The sequence below is a fragment of the Luteibacter sp. RCC_6_2 genome (genome assembly GCF_041360655.1).
Classification (GTDB): Bacteria; Pseudomonadota; Gammaproteobacteria; order Xanthomonadales; family Rhodanobacteraceae; genus Luteibacter.
This window is the reverse complement of the sequence record NZ_JBFUPQ010000003.1, coordinates 34,290-53,952: the sequence shown is the minus strand read 5'-3', so window position 1 is coordinate 53,952 and position 19,663 is coordinate 34,290. Positions and strand designations below refer to the sequence as shown.

Genomic DNA, 19,663 nt, shown 5'->3' with positions numbered 1-19,663 from the left:
GAGACACCCCGTGACCGATATCCAAGCCACCACCGCTCCCCTGCAGAACGCCCGTATCGCCGTGCTCGGCTACGGCAGCCAGGGCCGCGCGCACGCGCTCAACCTCAAGGACTCCGGACTCGACGTCGTCGTCGGCCTGCGTCCGGGTGGCCCGTCCTGGAGCCGCGCCTACGTGGATGGCTTCGCCGTGGCCGAGCCGGCCGACGCCGTGCGCGGCGCCGACCTGGTCGCCGTGCTCACGCCGGACATGACCCAGCCGGGCATCTACAAGGACGCCATCGAGGCGAACATCAAGCCCGGCGCCACATTGCTGTTCGCGCACGGCTTCAACGTGCATTTCGGCCAGATCCAACCGCGTGCCGACATCGACGTCGTGCTCGTCGCCCCCAAGGGCCCGGGTGCGCTGGTTCGCCGTGAATACGAGATCGGCCGTGGCGTTCCCTGCCTGTACGCCGTGCATCAGGACGCGACCGGCAAGGCCGCCGAACGCGCCATGTCGTATGCGGCAGGCATCGGCGGTGCGCGCGCGATGCTGATCGAAACGGACTTCAAGGAAGAGACCGAGACCGATCTGTTCGGCGAGCAGGCCGTGCTCTGCGGCGGTGCGTCCGAGCTGGTGATCAAGGGCTTCGAGACCCTCGTCGAGGCGGGCTACCGCCCCGAGATCGCCTACTACGAGGTGATGCACGAACTGAAGCTGATCGTGGACCTCTTCTACGAAGGCGGCATCGCGCGAATGCTGGAATTCGTTTCCGAGACGGCGCAATACGGCGACTACACCCGCGGCCCGCGCGTGATCGACGAAGGCACCAAGGAGCGGATGAAGGCCGTGCTCAAGGATATCCAGGACGGCACCTTCGCCCGCGAATGGACGGCCGAATACAAGGCCGGCCTGCCGAACTACAAGGCCTTCAAGCAGCGCGACCTCGACCATCCGATCGAGAAGGTCGGCGCACAGCTGCGCGCGCGCATGCCCTGGCTCGCCGCGAACCAGCCCAAACCCGCCGTGGAGCCCGCCAAGACGGAATAAGCCCGGCCGGGCCGGAGAAACCCTGCCGAGGATGAAAGCTGTTGTGGGAGAGCCCTTGCCAGGGCTGAAGGGTGTTGTGGGAGCCGACCTTGTCGGCGATCCCGCGGCAGCGGGCCGGGTCGGGGCAAGCACCCATCGCCGCTGAAGCGGCTCCCACAAGAGCCGCGGGTTCTGCAAGGTCCGCGGCTTCTGCAGGAGCCGCGGCTTCTGCAACAACCGAGGTCTCCACAGCAACCGCAACCTTTCAAGAAACCACCGCTCCACCGACCGTCATTCCATCGACACCCGAAAGCACCGGTTCTTCGCTTCAAAGGAAACGACACACCGTGAACGCCCAACTGGACTCCGTCGGCGATATTCGCCGCCCCCCTTCGACCCACCCCCTGGCCGGCCAGACGATGACCGGTGCGGACATCGTCGTGCAGGTACTTGCCGACGAGGGTCTCGACGTCCTTTTCGGTTATTCCGGCGGCGCCATCCTTCCCGTTTACGACGCGGTATTCCGTTACAACGGCACCCATCCGCGTGAGGATGGCAGCGAACCCATGCCATTGATCGTGCCCGCCAACGAGCAAGGGGCCTGTTTCATGGCCGCGGGTTACGCGAGGGCTTCCGGCCGTGTCGGCGTCGCGCTGGTCACCTCCGGTCCCGGCGCCACCAACGCGGTCACGCCGGTGCGCGATTCCATGGCGGACTCCATTCCCGTGGTCGTCATCAGTGGACAGGTGCCGACCGGTTCCATCGGCACCGACGCGTTCCAGGAAGCACCCATCAGCACCATCATGGGCTCGTGCGCCAAGCATGTCTTCCTGGTGACCGATGCCTCCACGCTCGAAGCCACCCTGCGCACGGCGTTCCATATCGCGCGCAGCGGGCGGCCCGGCCCCGTGGTCATCGACATTCCCAAGGACGTGCAAAACACGCCCCTGGTCTTCCATGGCAGCCGGGAACTGGCCGTGCGTGGCTATCGCACACGCCTGCACGCGGTCGAGTCCGCCACCATCGACGATCGGGCATGTGCCGCTTTCTTCGACGCCCTCGCCAGGGCGGAGCGGCCCTTGATCTACGCGGGGGGAGGCATCGTTTCGGCGGGCGCCTCCGCGGCCCTGCGTGAATTCGCGCATGCCTTCGGCGTGCCCGTGGTCACCACGCTCATGGGCATCGGCGGCTTCGACACCACCGATCCGCTGGCCCTGCACATGCTCGGCATGCACGGCGCGGCCTACGCGAACTATGCGATGGACGATTGCGATTTCGTGTTGGCCCTGGGCGCACGCTTCGACGATCGCGTCGTCGGCGTGCCCTCGAAGTTCGCGCCTGGTGCGCGCACCGTCGCGCAGATCGACATCGATCCGGCGGAGATCGGCAAGGTCAAGGCGGTGGACTGGCACCACGTGGGCGCACTGGAGGTCTCGCTGCCCCGCTTGACGGCCTACGGCAAGCGCGCCGGTTTCCGCCCCGACTACACGACATGGCACGCGCACGTCGCGGCGTTGAAAACCCATCACGGCATGAATTTCTGCCGGGACGGCGAGGCCATCCACCCTTGCGCGGTGATCGAGGCGATCAACCGCATCACCGATGGCCGCGCCATCATCAGTACGGGGGTCGGCCAGCACCAGATGTGGGCGGCGCAGTATTTCGATTTCCGCGAGCCCCGGCACTGGCTCACCTCCGGCTCCATGGGAACGATGGGTTTTGGCTTGCCGGCCGCCATCGGTGCACAGTTCGCCCGGCGCGACCGTGTCGTGATCGACATCGATGGCGACGCCAGCATCCGCATGAACATCGGGGAGTTGGAAACCGTCACCACCTATAACCTGCCGGTGAAGGTCGTGGTGCTGAACAACAGCGGCGACGGCATGGTGCGCCAATGGCAGAAGCTGTTCTTCAAGGGCCGCTTCTCCGCGTCGGACAAGAGCCTGCACAAGAAGGACTTCGTCCGCGCCGCGGAAGCCGATGGCTTCGAGTGGGCGCGGCGCCTGGACGACCCGGCCGTGATCGAGTCCACCGTCGCCGACTTCCTCGCCTTCGAGGGCCCCGCCTTCCTCGAGGTGGTGATCGACCCGGATGCCGGCGTCTATCCCATGGTCGGCCCGGGAGCGACCTATGCCGAGATGATCACCGGTGACTGGATTCCCAGCCGCAGCAGCGCACCGGTGTTGCGTACCGCCGAACCGACAGGGATGTTCTAGACATGCGCCATCTGATTTCCCTCCTGCTGCAGAACGAAGCGGGCGCATTGGCCCGTGTCGCGGGATTGTTCGCATCGCGTGGATATAACATCGAATCGCTCACCGTCGCGGCCACGCACGATATGGATGCCTCCCGCCTGACCCTCGTCGTCTTCGGCGACGACGCCGTGGTCGAGCAGATCGTCAAGCAGTCGGCGAAGCTCGTCGACGTGATCGAGGTGTCGCAACTGTCCGGCGATGATTACGTGGAGCGTGAGTTGCTGGTGGCCCATGTCGAGACCGATGACGTCCCGGCCATCGATACATGCCTGGGACGATTCGGTGCGCGACTCCTTCAGCGCACCGGCGACAGATCGGTGATCGAATACACCGGGCGGGCCGAGGACATCGACGCCTTTCTCGAGGCGCTTCGACAGGCGGGCCGTATCGCCGACCATGCACGCAGCGGCATCGCGGCGATCGAATGGCCCTTGGTCGTGGCGTGACGAAGCAGCCACTTGGTCATGGCGATCCGAAAGAGTAGGCTCGGCCCATGAACCGCCGCGCCGCCCTTTCGCTGCCGCCGCCTCTTGCCGATACCTCGGCGCTCGGACGTGAGCAGGACCTGCTGGGTCTTTCCGACGAGCCGTCGATCCACTATCTCGACCACGGCTCGCGAAGTCGCCTGATCCGCTGGCACTACCATCCAGCATACGAGTTGCACCTCATCGTGGCCACGGAGGGAACCGCCTACGTCGGCGACTATGAAGGCCGTTTTTCCCCTTACACCCTGATGCTCACCGGGCCCAACGTGCCGCATAACTGGGTGACCGACGACGCATGCGAGCCTTCGGCATTGCGTGACCGTGTCATTCTTTTCTCCGAGGCGTTCGTTCGTCGTTGCATCGATTTCCTGCCATCGGCGCGTCACGTGAAGTCGCTGCTGCTGGAAGAGGCCCGCTACGGCATCGAGTTTTCGCCCGAGCTCGGGCGCACGCTCGAACCGTACTTCCGCCGGGTGGCGGCGTATCCCGGGTTGCGTCGCGTGGCCAGCTTCTTCGAGATGGTCGAAGCCCTGGCCGAGGACACGACGCGGCATTCGCTCAGCAGCCGTCCTTTCCAGGCATCGGCGGACCCCAGCCAGTCGATGAAACTGCATCGCGCGGTGACCTATATCGACCGCCACCACACGGGCGACGTATCGTTGAAGACCGTCGCCGACCGGCTGGGCATGTCCGAGACCGCGTTCTCGCGCTTCTTCCACCAGCACACCGGCTACCGCTTCATCGATTACGTGAATCAGATCCGCATCCAGCGTGCCTGCGAAAAACTGGTGTCGTCGGCAGGTTCGATCACCGACATCTGTTACGAGGTCGGCTTCAGCAACCTATCCAACTTCAACCGCCGCTTCCTGATCCTCATCGGGATGACGCCGCGTGAATACCGTATGCGCCATCGGCGGCCGCCCGCCGATCTGTGATGATGCGTCGCCGCATGGCGATCGCCATCGTGCGCGGCACCATCTTCATTTCACATACTTTTATGCCATTACGTCATCATGCTGCTTCGCAGCAATATGGCTGTCTTGCAGCCCCTCGCGCGGGACCAGCGTTGCCTGTAATGGCAAGAAAGTATGCATTTTCACCCTAAAACGACACGGCACGTATTGGTGACCACCACCGCGCTGAACCTATAAACGCACATCCATTCGACCGCCCACCCAGGGAGGCAAGATGAGCGATTACCGGAACCGGCTCGGCGTCCTCGCCATCGTCCTGTTCGCCACGCTGCCAGGGATCGTCGCCGTGGCACATGCCGACACGACGCTGACGATCGGCACGGTGAACAATGCCGACATGGTGCGCATGCAGGCGCTCTCCTCCGAGTACGAGAAGGCACATCCGGACGTGCACCTCAACTGGGTGGTGCTGGAGGAGAACACGCTGCGCCAGCGCCTCACCACCGACATCGCCACGCATGGTGGCCAGTTCGACGTGATCACGATCGGCGCCTACGAGGCCCCGCTATGGGGTGCCCAGCAGTGGCTGAAGCCACTGGACAACCTTCCCGCCGACTACGCCGCCGACGACATCTTCAAGAACGTGCGTGAACAACTGACGGTGGATGGCCACCTCTACGCGCTGCCCTTCTACGCCGAAGCCAGCATCACCTACTTCCGCACCGATCTCTTCGCCAAGGCGAACCTGACCATGCCGGCCGCGCCGACCTGGGACCAGATCCGTGGATTCGCACGGAAACTCCACGATCCCGCGCACGGCGTATACGGCATCTGCCTGCGCGGCAAGGCCGGCTGGGGCGAGAACATGGCCTTGCTCGGCACCATCGTGAACAGTTGGGGCGGCCGCTGGTTCGACGAAGGTTGGAAGCCACAGATCGACACGCCTGAGTGGCACCAGGCCGTGAATTTCTATGTCGACCTGCTCTCGAAGTACGGGCCGCCCGGCCCCTCGGACAACGGGTTCAACGAGAACCTGGCGCTGTTCTCCGCGGGGCGTTGTGCGATGTGGGTGGATGCGAGCGTCGGCGGCGGCACCGTCTCCAATCCCAAGGAAAGTTCGGTGGCCGGCAAGGTCGGTTTCGTCCGCTCGCCGCACCAGGTCACGGATCGGGGATCGTCATGGCTCTGGGTCTGGTCGCTCGCGATCCCCGCCAGTTCCCGCCAGGCCGATGCCGCACGTGACTTCATCCTCTGGGCGACGTCGAAACCTTACCTGCGCATGGTCGCCGGCAAGTATGGCGAGGAATCCACGCCACCCGGCACCCGCGAATCCACGTATGCCAACGAGGCCTACATCAAGGCCGCTCCTTTCGCGCAGGTGACCTACGACTCGCTGAAAGCGGTCGACCCCGCGCATCCGACCTTGAAGCCGGTTCCCTACAAGGGCATCCAGATCGTTTCGATTCCGGAATTCCAGGCGGTCGCCACCCTCGTCGGCAGGCAGATCGCCGGTGCGCTCGCCGGGCGCGGCAACGTGGACGAACTGCTGCATACGGCGCAGGGCGCCGTCGATCGCACCATGAAGCGCGCCGGTTACTACGACAAGAAGCCGGTCATCCAGAAGGAGCCGCCGCAATGAACGCGCGCATCCGCAAACGCCCGGAACGACTGCTCGCACAGCCAGCCATCCTGATGCTCCTGGTATGGATGATCGTGCCGCTGGCGATGACGCTGTACTTCTCCACGCAGTACTACAACCTGCTTTACCCGGGAAAATCGGCCTTCGTGGGCCTGGAGAATTTCGCCTATTTCTTCACCTATCCCAGCTTCTGGGCCTCCGTGTTCAACACGATCGTGCTGGTCGGCAGCGTGCTCGTCATCACCGTGGTGGGTGGTGTGCTGGTGTCCGTGCTGGTGGACGAGACCTTCCCGGGCCAGGGCATCGTGCGCATGCTGCTGATATCGCCGTTCTTCATCATGCCCACCGTGGCCGCGCTGGTCTGGAAGAACCTGCTGATGAACCCGGTGTCCGGCTTCCTCGCCTGGATATGGAAGCTGTTCGGTGCCACGCCGGTGAACTGGTTCGCGGACTGGCCGCTGCTCTCGGTGATCGTCGTGGTGTCGTGGGAATGGCTGCCCTTCGCCATCCTTATCTTCGTCACCGCCCTGCAGTCGCTCGATCGCGAGCAACTGGAAGCGGCGCGCATGGACGGTGCGCGCGGCATGGCGATCTTCCGATACCTCACCCTGCCGCATCTCGCGCGGCCCATCGCGGTGGTGGTGATGGTGGAGGCGATCTTCCTGCTCAACATCTTCGCCGAGATCTACGTCACCACCAACGGCGGGCCGGGTGATGCGACCACCAACATACCGTTCCTGGTCTATACCCAGGCCCTGCTGGAGTTCGACGTGGGCGCCGCCTCCGCCGGAGGTCTCGTCGCGGTGGTGCTGGCGAACATCATGGCGGTGTTCCTGATCCGCCTGATCGGCAAGTCGTTGACGGCGCGTTGAGGAGGACACCATGACCCACAAGAAACCGCAGCGCCGCCTCGCCCGCACGATCCGCGCCATCGCCTCGTGGGTCGTCGCCCTGGTGGTGTTCTTTCCCATCCTCTGGATGCTGCTGACCAGCTTCAAGTCGGAACTCGACGCGTTCAGCATGCCGCCGCATTTCCTGTTCAAGCCCACGCTGGAGAACTACGAACAGATCCTGGCCCGCGCGAATTACCTGCATTACGCATGGAACTCGATCGTCACCGCCGGTGGCGCCACCATCCTCGGCATGATCGTCGCCGTGCCCGCGGCCTATGCCTTCGCCTACCACCCGACGAAGCGCACCAAGGACGTACTGCTGTGGATGCTGTCGACGAAGATGCTTCCCGGCGTGGGCGTGCTGGTGCCGATCTACCTGATCTGTCGTGACCTGAACCTGCTCGACTCCAAGACCGCCCTCGTCGTCATCTTCGCGCTGATCAACCTGCCGATCATGGTCTGGATGATCTACACCTACTTCCGCGACATTCCGTACGACATCCTCGAGGCGGCCCGCATGGACGGCGCGAGCACGTGGCAGACCATGTTCCGTGTGTTGATCCCGGTCAGCCGCGGTGGGCTCGCCTCGACGGCGCTGCTCTGCCTCATCCTGTCCTGGAACGAGGCGTTCTGGTCGCTCAACCTCACCACCACCAGCGCGGCGCCGCTGACCGCGCTGGTCGCCTCGTTCTCCAGTCCCGAAGGACTGTTCTGGGCGAAGTTGTCCGCCGTGTCGACGCTGGCCTGCGCACCGATCCTGGTGCTCGGCTGGCTGTCGCAGCGGCAACTCGTCCGCGGCCTCACCTTCGGCGCAGTCAAATAGGAGCCCGCCCCATGTCCCGTCTGGAAATCCGTTCACTGCGCAAGTCGTTCGAAGGCGTCGACGTCATCAAGGGTATCGACCTCGTGGTCGAGGACCGCGAGTTCTGTGTCTTCCTGGGCCCTTCCGGCTGCGGCAAGTCGACCACGCTGCGCCTGATCGCTGGTTTGGAAGAAGCCGACGACGGTCAGATCCTGCTCGACCAGGACGACATCACCGATCGTGCCGTGGACAAGCGCGACCTCGCGATGGTGTTCCAGAGCTACGCGCTCTATCCGCACATGACAGTGCGCGAGAACATGTCCTTCGCCCTGAAGCTGGCGAAGATGGACCAGCGCGCCATCGACGAGAAGGTGGCCCGGGCGACCAAGATCCTCGCCCTGGAACCCTATCTCGAACGCAAGCCGTCCGCGCTGTCGGGTGGACAGCGGCAACGCGTGGCGATCGGCCGCGCGATCACCCGCGAGCCGCGCGTGTTCCTCTTCGACGAGCCGCTGTCCAACCTCGACGCCGCGCTGCGGGCCGCCACGCGCCTGGAGATCGCGCGCCTGCACCAGGAACTCAACGCCACGATGATCTACGTGACGCACGACCAGGTCGAGGCGATGACCCTGGCCGACCGCATCGCCATCTTCAGCGAGGGACGCATCGAGCAGATCGGCAAGCCGATGGAGCTCTACCGCAGGCCGGTGAACCGGTTCGTCGCGGGCTTCCTGGGCATGCCACGGATGAATTTCCTCGACGCCACGGCGGAAGGGAATGCGTTCCGTCTTCGCAATGGCAATGCCGTCGCCGTACCGGGGGCATCGTCGAATGCGGGCGCCGTGACCATCGGCATTCGCCCCGAGCACCTCCAGGTCTGTGATGGCGACGGTACCGGCGAAACCGTCAACGGCAAGCTTACCGTCGTCGAGCGGCTGGGCAGCGAGACCTACGCCTATGTCGACGTGCCGCAGGTGGGCTCGATCACGGTGCGTGCCGATGGCGATTTCGATCGCCGCGCGGGCCGCGATATCTGTATCCGCCTGGACCTCACCCACGCCCACCTCTTCGATGCCTCCGGTGTCGCCGTCCACCATCCGTAAGAACCTGCCATGCCCGTTTCCCTGAGCAACGAGACCCTCGGCCAGCTGCCCTCGCGCGTCGAACCGCCACCCTTCGACCGGCGCACGGTGAAGGCAGGCATCGCGCATATCGGCGTCGGCGCCTTTCATCGTGCGCACCTGGCGATCTATACGAATCGCGTGCTCGCCGACCAGGACATGCGCGACTGGGGCATCCTCGGCATCAACCTGCTGGAACACGACGGGCCGCTGGCCGATGCCTTGACGGCGCAAGACGGCCTGTACTCGGTCAGCGAGTTCGATTCGAAAGGCGCACGCACGACACACCTCGTCGGTGCCATGGTGGACTACCTGTACGCGCCTCGCGACGGCTCGCGAGTGCTCGATCGCCTCGCCGATCCCTCGATCCGGATCGTCTCGCTCACCATCACCGAGGGAGGCTATCTCATCGACGAACACGGAAACTTCCGCGTCGGCGATGACACGGTGGCCCACGACCTGGCGCATCCCGATTCACCGCGCGGCGTCTTCGGATATCTCGTGGGCGCATTGGAGCGGCGCCGCGCCGCCGGCATTCCCGCGTTCACGTTGATGTCGTGCGACAACCTCCGGCACAACGGCGCACAGGCGAAGAAGGCCGTGCTCGCGTTCGCCCGGGCCCGTTCGCCGGAGCTCGCCGAATGGATCGAGCGACAGGTGGACTTCCCCAATGCCATGGTCGACCGCATCACCCCCGCGACCACGCCCGCCGTGCGCGAGCAGTTGAACGCCGCCACCGGACTCGACGACCAGGCACCGGTGGTCTGCGAAGACTTCATCCAGTGGGTGCTCGAAGATACGTTCCGCCATGGCCGCCCGGCGTGGGAGCGCCATGGCGTGCAGATCGTGAGTGACGTCTCGCCCTATGAGGACGCCAAGATCCGCTTGCTCAACGGCTCCCACCAGATGCTCTCGTACCCCGCCTTCCTCGCCGGCCATCGCCGCGTGGACGTGGCGGTGAAAGATCCGCTGTTCAACCGTTATCTTTCGGATTTCCTCGACCACGATGCGGGCGTATGGTTGTCCTCGCTGCCGGGCATGGACCTCGGTCCCTACAAGAAGAAGTTGCTGGAACGCTTCAGCAATGCGTCGATCGCCGACCAGCTCGACCGGCTCTGCCTCGACGGTGGTTCGAAGATCCCCGGGTTCCTCGGGCCCACCCTCACCGCCTGCCTGGAACACGGCAGGGACGCCCGCCGGCTCGCCTTCCTCCTTGCCGCGTTCGATCGTTATGTTCGCGTGGGCAAGGACGATAACGGCGAGGCTTATCCGCTGCGCGAACCGAATGCGATGCGGCTCGTCCAGCCGCTGATCGACAGCGATTCGAAGGACACCCTCATCGAAAGCGTGGAACTGGTCGGTCCCCTGCCGGCCAGGGACCCTCGTTTCCGCAAGCAATACGATACCTGCGTGGAAGCTCTTTCGTCGCACGGCGTACGGTGGACGCTGGAGCGGCTCGACGCCCTCCTCGACTGAAGCTTTACGGGGCATACCCGGGGACTTCACCCCCGCAGACCTAGCTTGGAATCCAACGTGGTCGAGTGGAGTCCAGAGATGCCTTACACGCCGACAAATCCTCAACCCCCTTTCGCCGAGCCGGGAAAGAATCGCCCGGAAGATGAGATCCGCAAGCCGGGAAGCTACAAGCCCGAGCGCGACGCGGACCCCGAGCCGCCAGTGGACGACGATCCGATCGAGCCGCTGGAGCCCTAAGCCCCCCGGCTCAGCGAGAGCCGCTCTCGTGGGAGCCGCTTTAGTGTGGGAGCCGCTTCAGCGGCGATGGGTGCTAGCCGCAACATGGCCCGCTGCCGCGGGATCGCCGACAAGGTCGGCTCCCACACCGGGCCCACCAGATTCCCGCACACCGCTCTGGCGGGAGCCGACCCTGTCGGCGATTCGCGCCGCCGGGTCGGCTAGACTTCCGGGCATGAGCCCCACCTCCCGCAAGCCTTCCCCGCGTCGCAAGGCGACGCCTGTCGCGCGCAAGACCGCCGCGGCGAAACCGGCCGCCCGCCCCGCCGACGCCTCGACCAACGCCGAGCGCGTGCTCGCGTTCCTCCTGAAAGGCCTACCGCCCGCGCGACGCGAGAAGATCCACGCCTACCTCGTGCTCACGCGCATGGACCGGCCCATCGGCGCGCTCCTGCTGATGTGGCCGACCTGGTGGGCGCTGTGGCTCGCCGCGAAAGATTTCCCGCCCATCGGGCCGCTGGTCATCTTCACCCTTGGCGTCTTCGCCATGCGCTCCGCGGGCTGCGCCATCAACGACTATGCCGACCGGAAGCTGGACCCACAGGTAGCGCGAACCGCTGGACGTCCCATCGCCAGTGGACGCGTGACGCCACGCGAAGCGCTGACCATCTTCGGCGGCTTGCTGCTGTTCTCGTTCATCCTCGTGCTGTTCACTAACAAGCTCACCATCCTGCTCTCCTTCGCCGGAGCGGCGCTGGCCTCGGTCTACCCCTTCACCAAGCGCTACACCAATCTGCCCCAGGTGGTGCTCGGCGCCGCGTTCGGCTGGTCGATTCCCATGGCCTTCGCGGCGGTGACGAATACCGTGCCCCCGGTGGCATGGTTGCTGTTCATCGCCAACATCCTCTGGTCGGTGATCTACGACACCGAATATGCGATGGTGGACCGCGACGAAGACATCAAGGCCGGCGCCAAGTCCACGGCGATCCTGTTCGCCGATGCGGACCTCGTCATCATCGGCGTGTTGATGGGCACCTTTCTTCTGGCCATGCTGCTCGTGGGCACGCGCTCGGCGCTGGGCTGGCCGTACTGGATCGGCCTTGCCATCACCGCCGCGCTGTTCGGCTACCAACAATGGCTCATGCGCGACCGCGATCGCATGGCATGCCTCACCGCGTTCCGCCACAACAACTGGGTCGGTCTTGCGTTATGGCTCGGCATCGTCATCGCACTCGCCTTGTGACCAAGATCACGGCGTGAAGCGACGGTCATCATTTCGCTCGATTGAAATGGGACCGTCATGAAACCTCAGCCGTTCCGTCATCGGTAACGCATAAGTTCTTGCGGGTCGCGGGCTTCCTGCCCCCACTCCCCCGGAAGACAAAAAGATGCGTAAGACCCTGCTCAGCCGCGCCGTGCGCGCGGCGCTCGCCGGCGCGTTGCTCGTTTCCGCCGCCGCCCATGCGCAAGACAGCAATCCTGACAAAAAGACGACCGACCTCGACAATGTCGTGGTCACGGCGCGCTCGGGCGTGGAAAGCCGGACCAAGGCGGAAACCAGCTATTCGATCACTACGATCGACGAGGATCGCCTGCGCATGCAGGCGCCCACCAGCGTCACCGAAGCGGTGAAATCGGTTCCCGGTTTCTGGGTGGAATCGTCTGGCGGCGAAGCCTCGGGCAACATCCGCGCGCGCGGCATCCCCGTGGATGGGTACGGATCGGTGACCCTGCTCGAAGACGGCATCCCCGTGCAGCACGATCCCGCGCTGGGCTACCTCAACGCCGACCAGGCCTTCCGCCTCGACGAGACGATCGAGCGCGTCGAGGTGGTCCGTGGCGGCCCCTCGTCGGTGTTCTATTCGAACGCACCGGCCGGCGCGATCAATTTCATCCCGCGCAAGGTGGGCGATACGGCGGAAGGCCTGGTGAAGTACACCGTCGGCAACTATTCGCTGAACCGGCTCGATTTCTGGTACGGCACGCCGATCGGCAGCGGCTGGAAGCTCGGCGTCGGCGGCTTCTGGCGCGTCGACAATGGCGTGCGCCGCCCGCAATTCAACGCCGATGAAGGTGGCCAGTTGCGCGCGACGCTGTCGAAGGAGCTGGAACACGGGGATATCAGCTTCGACGTGAAGCACATGGACGACAAGGTCGCCCTTTACCTCGGCATTCCGATGCGTACCAATGCCAACGGCGACATTCGCGCCGTGCCCGGCTTCAACGGCAACTACGGTACGTTGGCCGGCCCCGAGACCGAACACCTGAAGATGCGCGAAGCCGGTGGCGGCCTCTACGATTTCGACAACACCGAAGGCACGCACGTGAAGCGTACCCAGGTGTCGTTCAAGTTCGACCACGATCTCGGCGACGACTGGAAGCTGGCCGAATCGATGCGCTACAGCACCACCGACACCCAGCGCAACGGTGTTTTCCCCAATGCGTTGCAGAGCGCAAGTTCATTCATCACCCAGGACACCAAGCGCCTGTCGAGCATCCCGGGGGCCACGGCGCTCCAGTTCCGTTACGTCGACAACCCCTCGCAAGTCTTCAACGTGGCGAACCAGAACGGCAACGGGTTGGTCGTGACCGAAGGCCTTCGCGGCGTGACCTTGCCGGTGGACGAGTTCATCAACGATACGCGCGTACTGCGCAAGTTCGAGTTCGGCGACCAGAGCCACGATGTCACGTTCGGCTACTACCACGCGAACTTCGAGCAGGATTTCGACCGTTACTCCTCGACCGTCTTGACCGATGCCCAGGACAATGCCCGCCTGCTCGACCTCGTCGGCGTGGATGCCAATGGCAACGTCGTGGGTTCGTTGACCGACCATGGCTTCTATCGCTACGGGTACGAGTGGGAACACGCCAGCGGCAAGTCGAAGACCAACGCCTTCTATGCCTCGGACGAGTGGCAGGTCACGCCGGAGTTGCGCATCGACGGCGGCGTGCGCTGGGAGAAGGTCAACGTGGAGGGCTACACCGAAGGCAAGCAAACCGTCGACATCGGTGGCTCGCCGGCGGCCACGCAGGTGCTCACCGGCAACGGAAAGCTCACCCACTACGACCAGTCGTTCGACAAGACGGGCTGGACCCTCGGCGCCAACTGGCAGTTCTCGCCGCGCCAGGGCCTGTTCGCACGCTGGACCTCGGCCTTCCGCCTGCCCAACCTCAGCACGTACATCACCAACCCGACCGCCACGCCGCTGCTGCAGACGATGGATCTCGCCGAAGCCGGCTGGAAGTACAGCGACCGTTTCATGGACCTGTACGCGACGGCGTTCTACACCAAGTACGACAATGTCAGCTTCACCAACAACGTGTTCGACCGTAACGGCAATACCTCCACGCCACAGACCGGCTACGCGAACACCAAGACCTACGGCCTGGAACTCGAAGGCATGCTGTATCCGACGAAGTGGTTCGACGTGCAGTTCAACGCCACCTTGCAGGACCCGAAGTACAAGGGCCTGAGCTACACCGACGTGGTGGCCGGGGCGCCGGTGCTTCGCGATTACGACGACAACCAGCTGATCCGCGTGCCCAAGGTAAGTTATCGCATCGTTCCCGGGGTGAACCTGCTCGACGGCCGCCTGCGCTTGCAGGTGTCGTATGAGCATGAAGGCAAGCGTTACGTCGACACGGCGAACTCAGTCGTGCTGCCTTCGTACCACGTGGTGGGCGCCAGCGCGCGCTACGACGCGACACCACAGCTTTCATTGTTCCTCTATGCGGACAACATTACCAATTCGCTGGGACTCACCGAGGGCAACCCGCGCGCGGGTGAACTGGCCAGTTCCGACGCCGGTGCGAACACGTTCATCGCGCGCCCGCTGCTGGGCCGCTCGTTCCGTCTCGCCGCGATGTACCGCTTCTGATGCGGGCGCTGATCGCCCTTCTTCTGTCCTGCTTCGCCGCCGTCGCCATGGCGGCGGAGCGTGCGCCCGACCTCGTCCTCCGCGGCGAACTGACCGGTGCGGATCAGCACACCTATCGCGAGGTGCCGTTCGACGTGCCCCAGGGCACGTCGCGGATCACCATCGACGTCGACTACACGGGACGCGAGGAACGCACCACCATCGACCTGGGCCTGCTCGGACCGGGCGGGTTCGAGGCGCAGGATGGCTTCCGTGGATGGAGTGGCGGCAGCAAGCGGCGATTCACCGTATCGGCCACCGATGCCACGGCGTCCTTCCTTCCCGGTGCGATCGTGCCGGGAAGGTGGCGGCTGCTTCTTGGCATTCCGAACATCCGCCCCGCGTCGAAGGCCACGTACACCGCGCGGGTATGGCTTTCCGGCGACGACGAAGGCTTCGGGCCGGAGCGCGGACTGACGGCACCCTTGTCCATGGAAGACCGCTGGTACCGCGGCGACCTGCACATGCACTCGGCGCATAGCGATGGCAACTGCCTCAGTGCCTCCGGCACGAAAAAGGTGCCTTGCCCCTTGTTCTTCACGGTGGCGTCCGCCGCGAAACGCGGGCTGGAATTCATCGCCGTGTCCGAGCACAACACCATGTCGCAGGTGTCCGAACTGCGCGAGATGCAACCGTACTTCGACACCATGCTGCTCATCCCGGCGCGCGAGATCACCACGTTCTCGGGCCACGCCAATCTGTTCGGCGTCTCCCGCACGGTCGATTTCCGCGTGGGAAGCAAGCAGGTGCCTGACTGGAACACGCTACTGAACGACGTCGCGCGGGCACACGGGCTGATCTCGATCAATCATCCGCGCCGGCCGAACGACGAAACCTGCATGGGCTGCGGGTTCACCCCGGAGACGCCGGTGGACATGCACGGCTTCCAGGCCATCGAGGCCGTGAACGGCCGTGATGCCGAACGCGCCGACACCGGCATTCCTTTCTGGGAAAACCAGTTGAACGCGGGGCTTCGCGTCACCGCCATCGGTGGCAGTGACAGCCATGTCGGCACCGACGATCCGCGTGATCCACTCGCCGGCGTGATCGGTACGCCGACGACGGTCGTGCACGCACGCGAGCTGTCGATGGAAGGCATCCTCGATGGCATTCGCGCGGGGCATGTATTCGTCGACACCGAGGGTTCGCGCGATCGGGCACTGGATGTGCTGGCGAGTAGCGGCTCCGCGCGTGCCGCGATGGGCGATGCGATCACGGTGGCTCGTGGCGCGGTGCTTCACGTAGGTGTTCGTACCAAGGCGCTGCAAGGAAGCGACATCACGGTGACGATCGATGGCAGGCCGTTCGACGGTGTGCCTGTGAAGCGCCTTCCGGCGAATGGCGAGATGTCGTTCGACTGGACGAGCGATGGCAAGCCGCACTGGTTGCGCGTGGACGTACGCTCGACCGAGGGCAAGCTGCTGATCCTGGGCAATCCGGTTTATGTGAACTATTAGAGCATCGCCGACAGGGTCGGCTCCCACCAGGGCGGTGTGCGGGAATCTGGTGGGGCTGGTGTGGGAGCCGACTTTGCCGGCGATCCCGCGGCAGCGGGCCAGGTTACCGCGAGCACCCATCGCCGCTGAAGCGGCTCCCACAAGAGCATCGCCTGTCGCGGTTCGCCAGCGGCGTCCGCGCCAGCGCCCACACATCCACCCGCTCGACACCCGCCGCCAACAATGCGCCGGTGCACTCGGCGAGCGTCGCGCCCGTGGTCATCACGTCGTCGACGACGGCCACGTGCTTCTGCGCCGGCACGCGGTTCACCGCGAACGCACCGCGTACGTTGTCCTGGCGTGCGGTCGCGTCCAGATCGGTCTGTGCATCGGTCGTTCGCACGCGTCGCAGCACATCGTGCGCCAGCGGCAAGCGATAGCGGCGCGCCAGCGGCCGGGCCAGTTCCAACGCCTGGTTATATCCACGGGAGCGCAACCGGTGTGCGTGCAACGGCACCGGCACGATCAGGTCGGGCATGAGCGGTGGCGGCCCGGCCTCCATCCAGCACGCCGAGAGGACACGCCCCGCCGCGAGGCTTCCGCCGAACTTGAAACGCATCTCGAGTGTGTCGAGTGGCCACGCATAAGCGAACGGTACCCACACGTCGGCCCATGGCCGGGGATGCCGCAGGCATTGTCCGCACTCCGGTGCGGGCTCGGACAGCGGAACGGCGCAGCGGCCGCACGACGAAAGGTTGCCGATCAGCATGGGCCGGCAACCGCCGCACAGTTCGAGACCGCCCCGGCCGGGGCCGGCGCAAAGCAGGCAACGCGACGGCAGGAGGAAGCGTCCCGCCGACGCCAGTCGTTCCTTCCAGCGAAACGCGTCCATGCGTGGGGTCCGTGGCTAGGGTCGACGGAACATGGCTGCGTCGACGATCGACCACAGGTGGATGATCCAACCCAGCCAGATCACCCAGAGCACCGCGGCGAGTACGAACATGATCAGCGCCTTGAAGACGCGTCCCTGTACCAGCTGGCCCAGGCCCGGGATGAAGAAACTGCAGATCGCCGCAAGCACGTTGCCACTGCTGCCCTGTCCATCGCTCATCGGTCGCCTCCTCGTGGGGTTCGACGCCATCGTACGGCAGGGGTGGCGAACCCGATGTCAACTTTTAAATGGCTGTTAAGGTTGACAGTGGCCAGCGGGGTTTCCACACTGCGCGCCTTCGCCCCCGGGAACCCACCATGACCGCAGCCATCCGCCACGACTGGTCCCGCGAAGAGGTCGAGCACCTTTTCGCCTTGCCGTTCAACGACCTGCTCTTCCAGGCGCAGACCATCCACCGGCAATACCACGATCCCAACGCCGTGCAGGTCTCCACCCTGCTCTCGATCAAGACCGGTGGCTGCCCCGAGGATTGCGCCTACTGTCCGCAGGCGGCGCGCTATGCGACAGGCGTGAAGGCCGAGAAGCTGATGAGCGTGGAGGCCGTCCTGGCCAAGGCGCAGGCCGCCAAGGATGCGGGCGCTAGCCGCTTCTGCATGGGCGCCGCGTGGCGCTCGCCCAAGGACCGCGACGTGGCCAAGGTGGCCGAGATCGTCAGTGCGGTGAAGGCGCTGGGCCTACAGACCTGCGCCACACTGGGCATGCTCAGCCAGCCGCAGGCCGACACGCTGAAAGCCGCGGGACTGGATTTCTACAACCACAACCTGGACACCTCCCCGGACTTCTACGGCGAGATCATCCATACGCGTGAGTACCAGGATCGCCTGGATACGCTCGAACACGTGCGCGAGGCGGGACTGCGGACCTGTTGCGGCGGCATCGTGGGGATGGGCGAATCACGCGCGCAGCGCGCCGGCCTGCTGGCGACGCTGGCCAACCTGCCCGAGCATCCGGAATCGGTACCGATCAACCGGTTGGTGCAGGTCGCGGGCACGCCATTGGCCGGCACCGAGGCACTCGATCCGTTCGAGTTCGTGCGCAGCATCGCGGTCGCCCGCATTCTCATGCCCGCCTCCGTGGTACGCCTCTCCGCTGGCCGCGAAAGCATGGACGATGCCTTGCAGGCGCTGTGTTTCGCCGCCGGGGCCAACTCCATTTTCTACGGCGAAAAGCTGCTGACCACCGGCAATCCCGACGTCGAGCACGACCGCCGCCTGTTCGAACGCCTCGGCCTCAAGCCGATGGAAGTCGAGGTCGAGCCAGGCACGGTGCACGCCGACATCGTCACGCACGACCACGCCACCGCGTGAACCGGCCCGATCTCCGCGCGCGCATGGAAGCCGCCCGGGCCGGACGCGCGCGGGCGGGCCTGCTGCGCCAGAGCCGCACCTGCGACGTCCTTGGTGGCGACCGGCGCCTCGTCGACGGGCGCGTGCTGGCGGATTTCTGCGGCAACGACTATCTCGGCCTGGCCGGCCATCGCCAACTCGTTGCCGCCTTCACCCGCACGGCCGCCGCGGAGGGCGTCGGTACCGGCGCGGCGCATCTCGTGGCGGGCCACCGGGGCGAGCATGCGGCGCTGGAGGAGGAACTGGCCGACTGGACCGGCCGCGAACGGGCGCTGTTGTTTTCCACCGGCGTCATGGCCAACCTCGGCGCCTTGCAGGCCTTGCTAGGCGCGGGGGCGATGCCGGTGCAGGGCCGTCCGGATGCCCTCTGCGTGCAGGACCGGCTCAATCACGCCAGTCTCATCGACGGTGCCCATCTGGCTGGCGCGGAACTGCGCCGCTATCCCCATGCCGACGCGCATGGCGCCGCCCGCCAGCTCGACGCCCGCCCCGGATTGCCCGCGCTGGTCGCCACCGACGGCGTGTTCAGCATGGATGGCGACGTGGCGCCGCTCGCCGCGCTCGCGGCTCTCTGCCAGGAGCGCGGCGCCATGCTCTACGTGGATGACGCGCACGGCCTGGGCGTCATGGGGCCCCAGGGCGCGGGTTCGGTCGCGGCGGCGGGCCTCGGCGCCGACGACGTTCCCGTCCTCATGGGCACCCTGGGCAAGGCGCTGGGTTGCGCAGGCGCCTTCGTGGCGGGCGATGCGTCCGTCATCGAGGCGATCACCCAATTCGCCCGCACCTACGTCTATACGACCGCCATGCCGGCGGCATTCGCGGCCGCCACCCGGACGGCCGTACGCCTCGTGCGCACCGATACCGAAGGCCGCCGCGACCGCCTGGCGGCGAACATCGCGCGATTCCGCGCCGGCGCGGCCCAACTCGGCCTGCGCCTGATGCCCTCGTCGACCGCCATCCAGCCCTTGCTCATCGGCTCCGCCGGGGCCGCCATGGCTGCCGCCGCGACGCTGGAAGCCGCGGGATTCCTGGTCGTGGCGATTCGTCCGCCCACCGTGCCGCCGGGCGGCGCGCGGCTGCGCATCACCCTTTCCGCGACACATGCGCCGGAGCGGATCGACGCCCTCCTGGACGCGCTGGGCCGTTTGCCCCGTGCCCTGGAAAGCGCGGCCGTATAATGGGCGGTCACACCCGCCGGTCAT

17 protein-coding genes are annotated in these 19,663 nt (G+C 65.5%); 15 read left to right on the top strand and 2 right to left on the bottom strand.

Annotated features, from left to right (window positions below; translation table 11 throughout):
• Positions 1 to 10: 10 nt before the first annotated feature.
• The 13 genes from ilvC (at position 11) to AB6730_RS03585 (ending at position 16,184) form a co-directional block, all read left to right on the top strand.
• The gene (ilvC, locus tag AB6730_RS03645) at positions 11 to 1,030 is read left to right on the top strand and encodes a ketol-acid reductoisomerase (protein WP_371022307.1); all 1,020 of its coding nucleotides are present in this window, start codon (positions 11 to 13) and stop codon (positions 1,028 to 1,030) included.
• A gap of 398 nt (positions 1,031 to 1,428) precedes the next feature.
• A complete protein-coding gene (ilvB, locus tag AB6730_RS03640) occupies positions 1,429 to 3,225 on the top strand; it encodes a biosynthetic-type acetolactate synthase large subunit (RefSeq protein ID WP_371022547.1) in 1,797 nt (598 codons plus the stop codon).
• A gap of 2 nt (positions 3,226 to 3,227) precedes the next feature.
• Entirely contained in the window at positions 3,228 to 3,710 is a 483-nt protein-coding gene (gene ilvN, locus AB6730_RS03635; protein WP_371022306.1) for an acetolactate synthase small subunit, read from the top strand.
• Positions 3,711 to 3,757: 47 nt separating this feature from the next.
• Positions 3,758 to 4,684, top strand: a complete 927-nt coding sequence (locus AB6730_RS03630; protein WP_371022305.1) for an AraC family transcriptional regulator — start codon at positions 3,758 to 3,760, stop codon at positions 4,682 to 4,684.
• Between the two features lie 253 nt (positions 4,685 to 4,937).
• Entirely contained in the window at positions 4,938 to 6,302 is a 1,365-nt protein-coding gene (locus AB6730_RS03625) for a sugar ABC transporter substrate-binding protein (protein ID WP_371022304.1), read from the top strand.
• The gene (locus AB6730_RS03620) at positions 6,299 to 7,174 is read left to right on the top strand and encodes a carbohydrate ABC transporter permease (protein ID WP_371022303.1); all 876 of its coding nucleotides are present in this window, start codon (positions 6,299 to 6,301) and stop codon (positions 7,172 to 7,174) included. Before AB6730_RS03625 ends, AB6730_RS03620 begins: the two co-directional genes overlap by 4 nt.
• 10 nt (positions 7,175 to 7,184) lie before the next feature.
• Positions 7,185 to 8,018, top strand: coding sequence for a carbohydrate ABC transporter permease (locus AB6730_RS03615; protein WP_371022302.1), 834 nt, complete (start codon positions 7,185 to 7,187; stop codon positions 8,016 to 8,018).
• 11 nt (positions 8,019 to 8,029) lie between these two features.
• Positions 8,030 to 9,100 (top strand): ABC transporter ATP-binding protein, encoded by a 1,071-nt coding sequence (locus AB6730_RS03610; protein WP_371022301.1) that lies wholly within the window; start codon positions 8,030 to 8,032, stop codon positions 9,098 to 9,100.
• A gap of 9 nt (positions 9,101 to 9,109) precedes the next feature.
• Positions 9,110 to 10,594, top strand: coding sequence for a mannitol dehydrogenase family protein (locus tag AB6730_RS03605; RefSeq protein ID WP_371022300.1), 1,485 nt, complete (start codon positions 9,110 to 9,112; stop codon positions 10,592 to 10,594).
• 78 nt (positions 10,595 to 10,672) lie between these two features.
• Entirely contained in the window at positions 10,673 to 10,831 is a 159-nt protein-coding gene (locus AB6730_RS03600) for a hypothetical protein (protein ID WP_371022299.1), read from the top strand.
• Between the two features lie 214 nt (positions 10,832 to 11,045).
• Entirely contained in the window at positions 11,046 to 12,053 is a 1,008-nt protein-coding gene (gene ubiA, locus AB6730_RS03595) for a 4-hydroxybenzoate octaprenyltransferase (protein WP_371022298.1), read from the top strand.
• A gap of 145 nt (positions 12,054 to 12,198) precedes the next feature.
• Complete coding sequence (locus tag AB6730_RS03590; RefSeq protein ID WP_371022297.1) at positions 12,199 to 14,688, top strand: TonB-dependent receptor; 2,490 nt, start codon at positions 12,199 to 12,201, stop codon at positions 14,686 to 14,688.
• Complete coding sequence (locus AB6730_RS03585) at positions 14,688 to 16,184, top strand: CehA/McbA family metallohydrolase (protein ID WP_371022296.1); 1,497 nt, start codon at positions 14,688 to 14,690, stop codon at positions 16,182 to 16,184. Before AB6730_RS03590 ends, AB6730_RS03585 begins: the two co-directional genes overlap by 1 nt.
• 103 nt (positions 16,185 to 16,287) lie before the next feature.
• Here the strand turns inward: AB6730_RS03585 and AB6730_RS03580 are convergent, their stop codons facing one another.
• Both AB6730_RS03580 and AB6730_RS03575 read right to left on the bottom strand, forming a co-directional pair.
• Positions 16,288 to 17,055, bottom strand: coding sequence for a ComF family protein (locus tag AB6730_RS03580; protein ID WP_371022295.1), 768 nt, complete (start codon positions 17,053 to 17,055; stop codon positions 16,288 to 16,290).
• A 15-nt stretch (positions 17,056 to 17,070) separates the two neighbouring features.
• Positions 17,071 to 17,274: a hypothetical protein gene (locus AB6730_RS03575; RefSeq protein WP_371022294.1), complete on the bottom strand. Its 204-nt coding sequence runs from the start codon at positions 17,272 to 17,274 to the stop codon at positions 17,071 to 17,073.
• Between the two features lie 137 nt (positions 17,275 to 17,411).
• On the opposite strand from AB6730_RS03575, the gene bioB reads away from it, so the two are divergent.
• Together bioB and AB6730_RS03565 are read left to right on the top strand one after the other, a co-directional pair.
• Positions 17,412 to 18,422 (top strand): biotin synthase BioB, encoded by a 1,011-nt coding sequence (gene bioB, locus AB6730_RS03570; protein ID WP_371022293.1) that lies wholly within the window; start codon positions 17,412 to 17,414, stop codon positions 18,420 to 18,422.
• The gene (locus AB6730_RS03565) at positions 18,419 to 19,639 is read left to right on the top strand and encodes an aminotransferase class I/II-fold pyridoxal phosphate-dependent enzyme (protein ID WP_371022292.1); all 1,221 of its coding nucleotides are present in this window, start codon (positions 18,419 to 18,421) and stop codon (positions 19,637 to 19,639) included. The genes bioB and AB6730_RS03565 overlap by 4 nt, the downstream gene beginning before the upstream one ends.
• Positions 19,640 to 19,663 lie beyond the last annotated feature (24 nt).

Bases quoted from the DNA above. Each gene is read 5' to 3' on its own strand.
- AB6730_RS03590 (WP_371022297.1), top strand. From the start codon at position 12,199: ATGCGTAAGACCCTGCTCAGCCGCGCCGTGCGCGCGGCGCTCGCCGGC.
- AB6730_RS03610 (WP_371022301.1), top strand. From the start codon at position 8,030: ATGTCCCGTCTGGAAATCCGTTCACTGCGCAAGTCGTTCGAAGGCGTC.
- AB6730_RS03615 (WP_371022302.1), top strand. From the start codon at position 7,185: ATGACCCACAAGAAACCGCAGCGCCGCCTCGCCCGCACGATCCGCGCC.
- AB6730_RS03600 (WP_371022299.1), top strand. From the start codon at position 10,673: ATGCCTTACACGCCGACAAATCCTCAACCCCCTTTCGCCGAGCCGGGA.
- AB6730_RS03580 (WP_371022295.1), bottom strand. From the start codon at position 17,055: ATGGACGCGTTTCGCTGGAAGGAACGACTGGCGTCGGCGGGACGCTTC.
- AB6730_RS03585 (WP_371022296.1), top strand. From the start codon at position 14,688: ATGCGGGCGCTGATCGCCCTTCTTCTGTCCTGCTTCGCCGCCGTCGCC.
- AB6730_RS03620 (WP_371022303.1), top strand. From the start codon at position 6,299: ATGAACGCGCGCATCCGCAAACGCCCGGAACGACTGCTCGCACAGCCA.
- ilvN (WP_371022306.1), top strand. From the start codon at position 3,228: ATGCGCCATCTGATTTCCCTCCTGCTGCAGAACGAAGCGGGCGCATTG.
- AB6730_RS03630 (WP_371022305.1), top strand. From the start codon at position 3,758: ATGAACCGCCGCGCCGCCCTTTCGCTGCCGCCGCCTCTTGCCGATACC.
- ilvB (WP_371022547.1), top strand. From the start codon at position 1,429: ATGACCGGTGCGGACATCGTCGTGCAGGTACTTGCCGACGAGGGTCTC.
- AB6730_RS03605 (WP_371022300.1), top strand. From the start codon at position 9,110: ATGCCCGTTTCCCTGAGCAACGAGACCCTCGGCCAGCTGCCCTCGCGC.
- AB6730_RS03625 (WP_371022304.1), top strand. From the start codon at position 4,938: ATGAGCGATTACCGGAACCGGCTCGGCGTCCTCGCCATCGTCCTGTTC.
- ubiA (WP_371022298.1), top strand. From the start codon at position 11,046: ATGAGCCCCACCTCCCGCAAGCCTTCCCCGCGTCGCAAGGCGACGCCT.
- bioB (WP_371022293.1), top strand. From the start codon at position 17,412: ATGACCGCAGCCATCCGCCACGACTGGTCCCGCGAAGAGGTCGAGCAC.
- AB6730_RS03575 (WP_371022294.1), bottom strand. From the start codon at position 17,274: ATGAGCGATGGACAGGGCAGCAGTGGCAACGTGCTTGCGGCGATCTGC.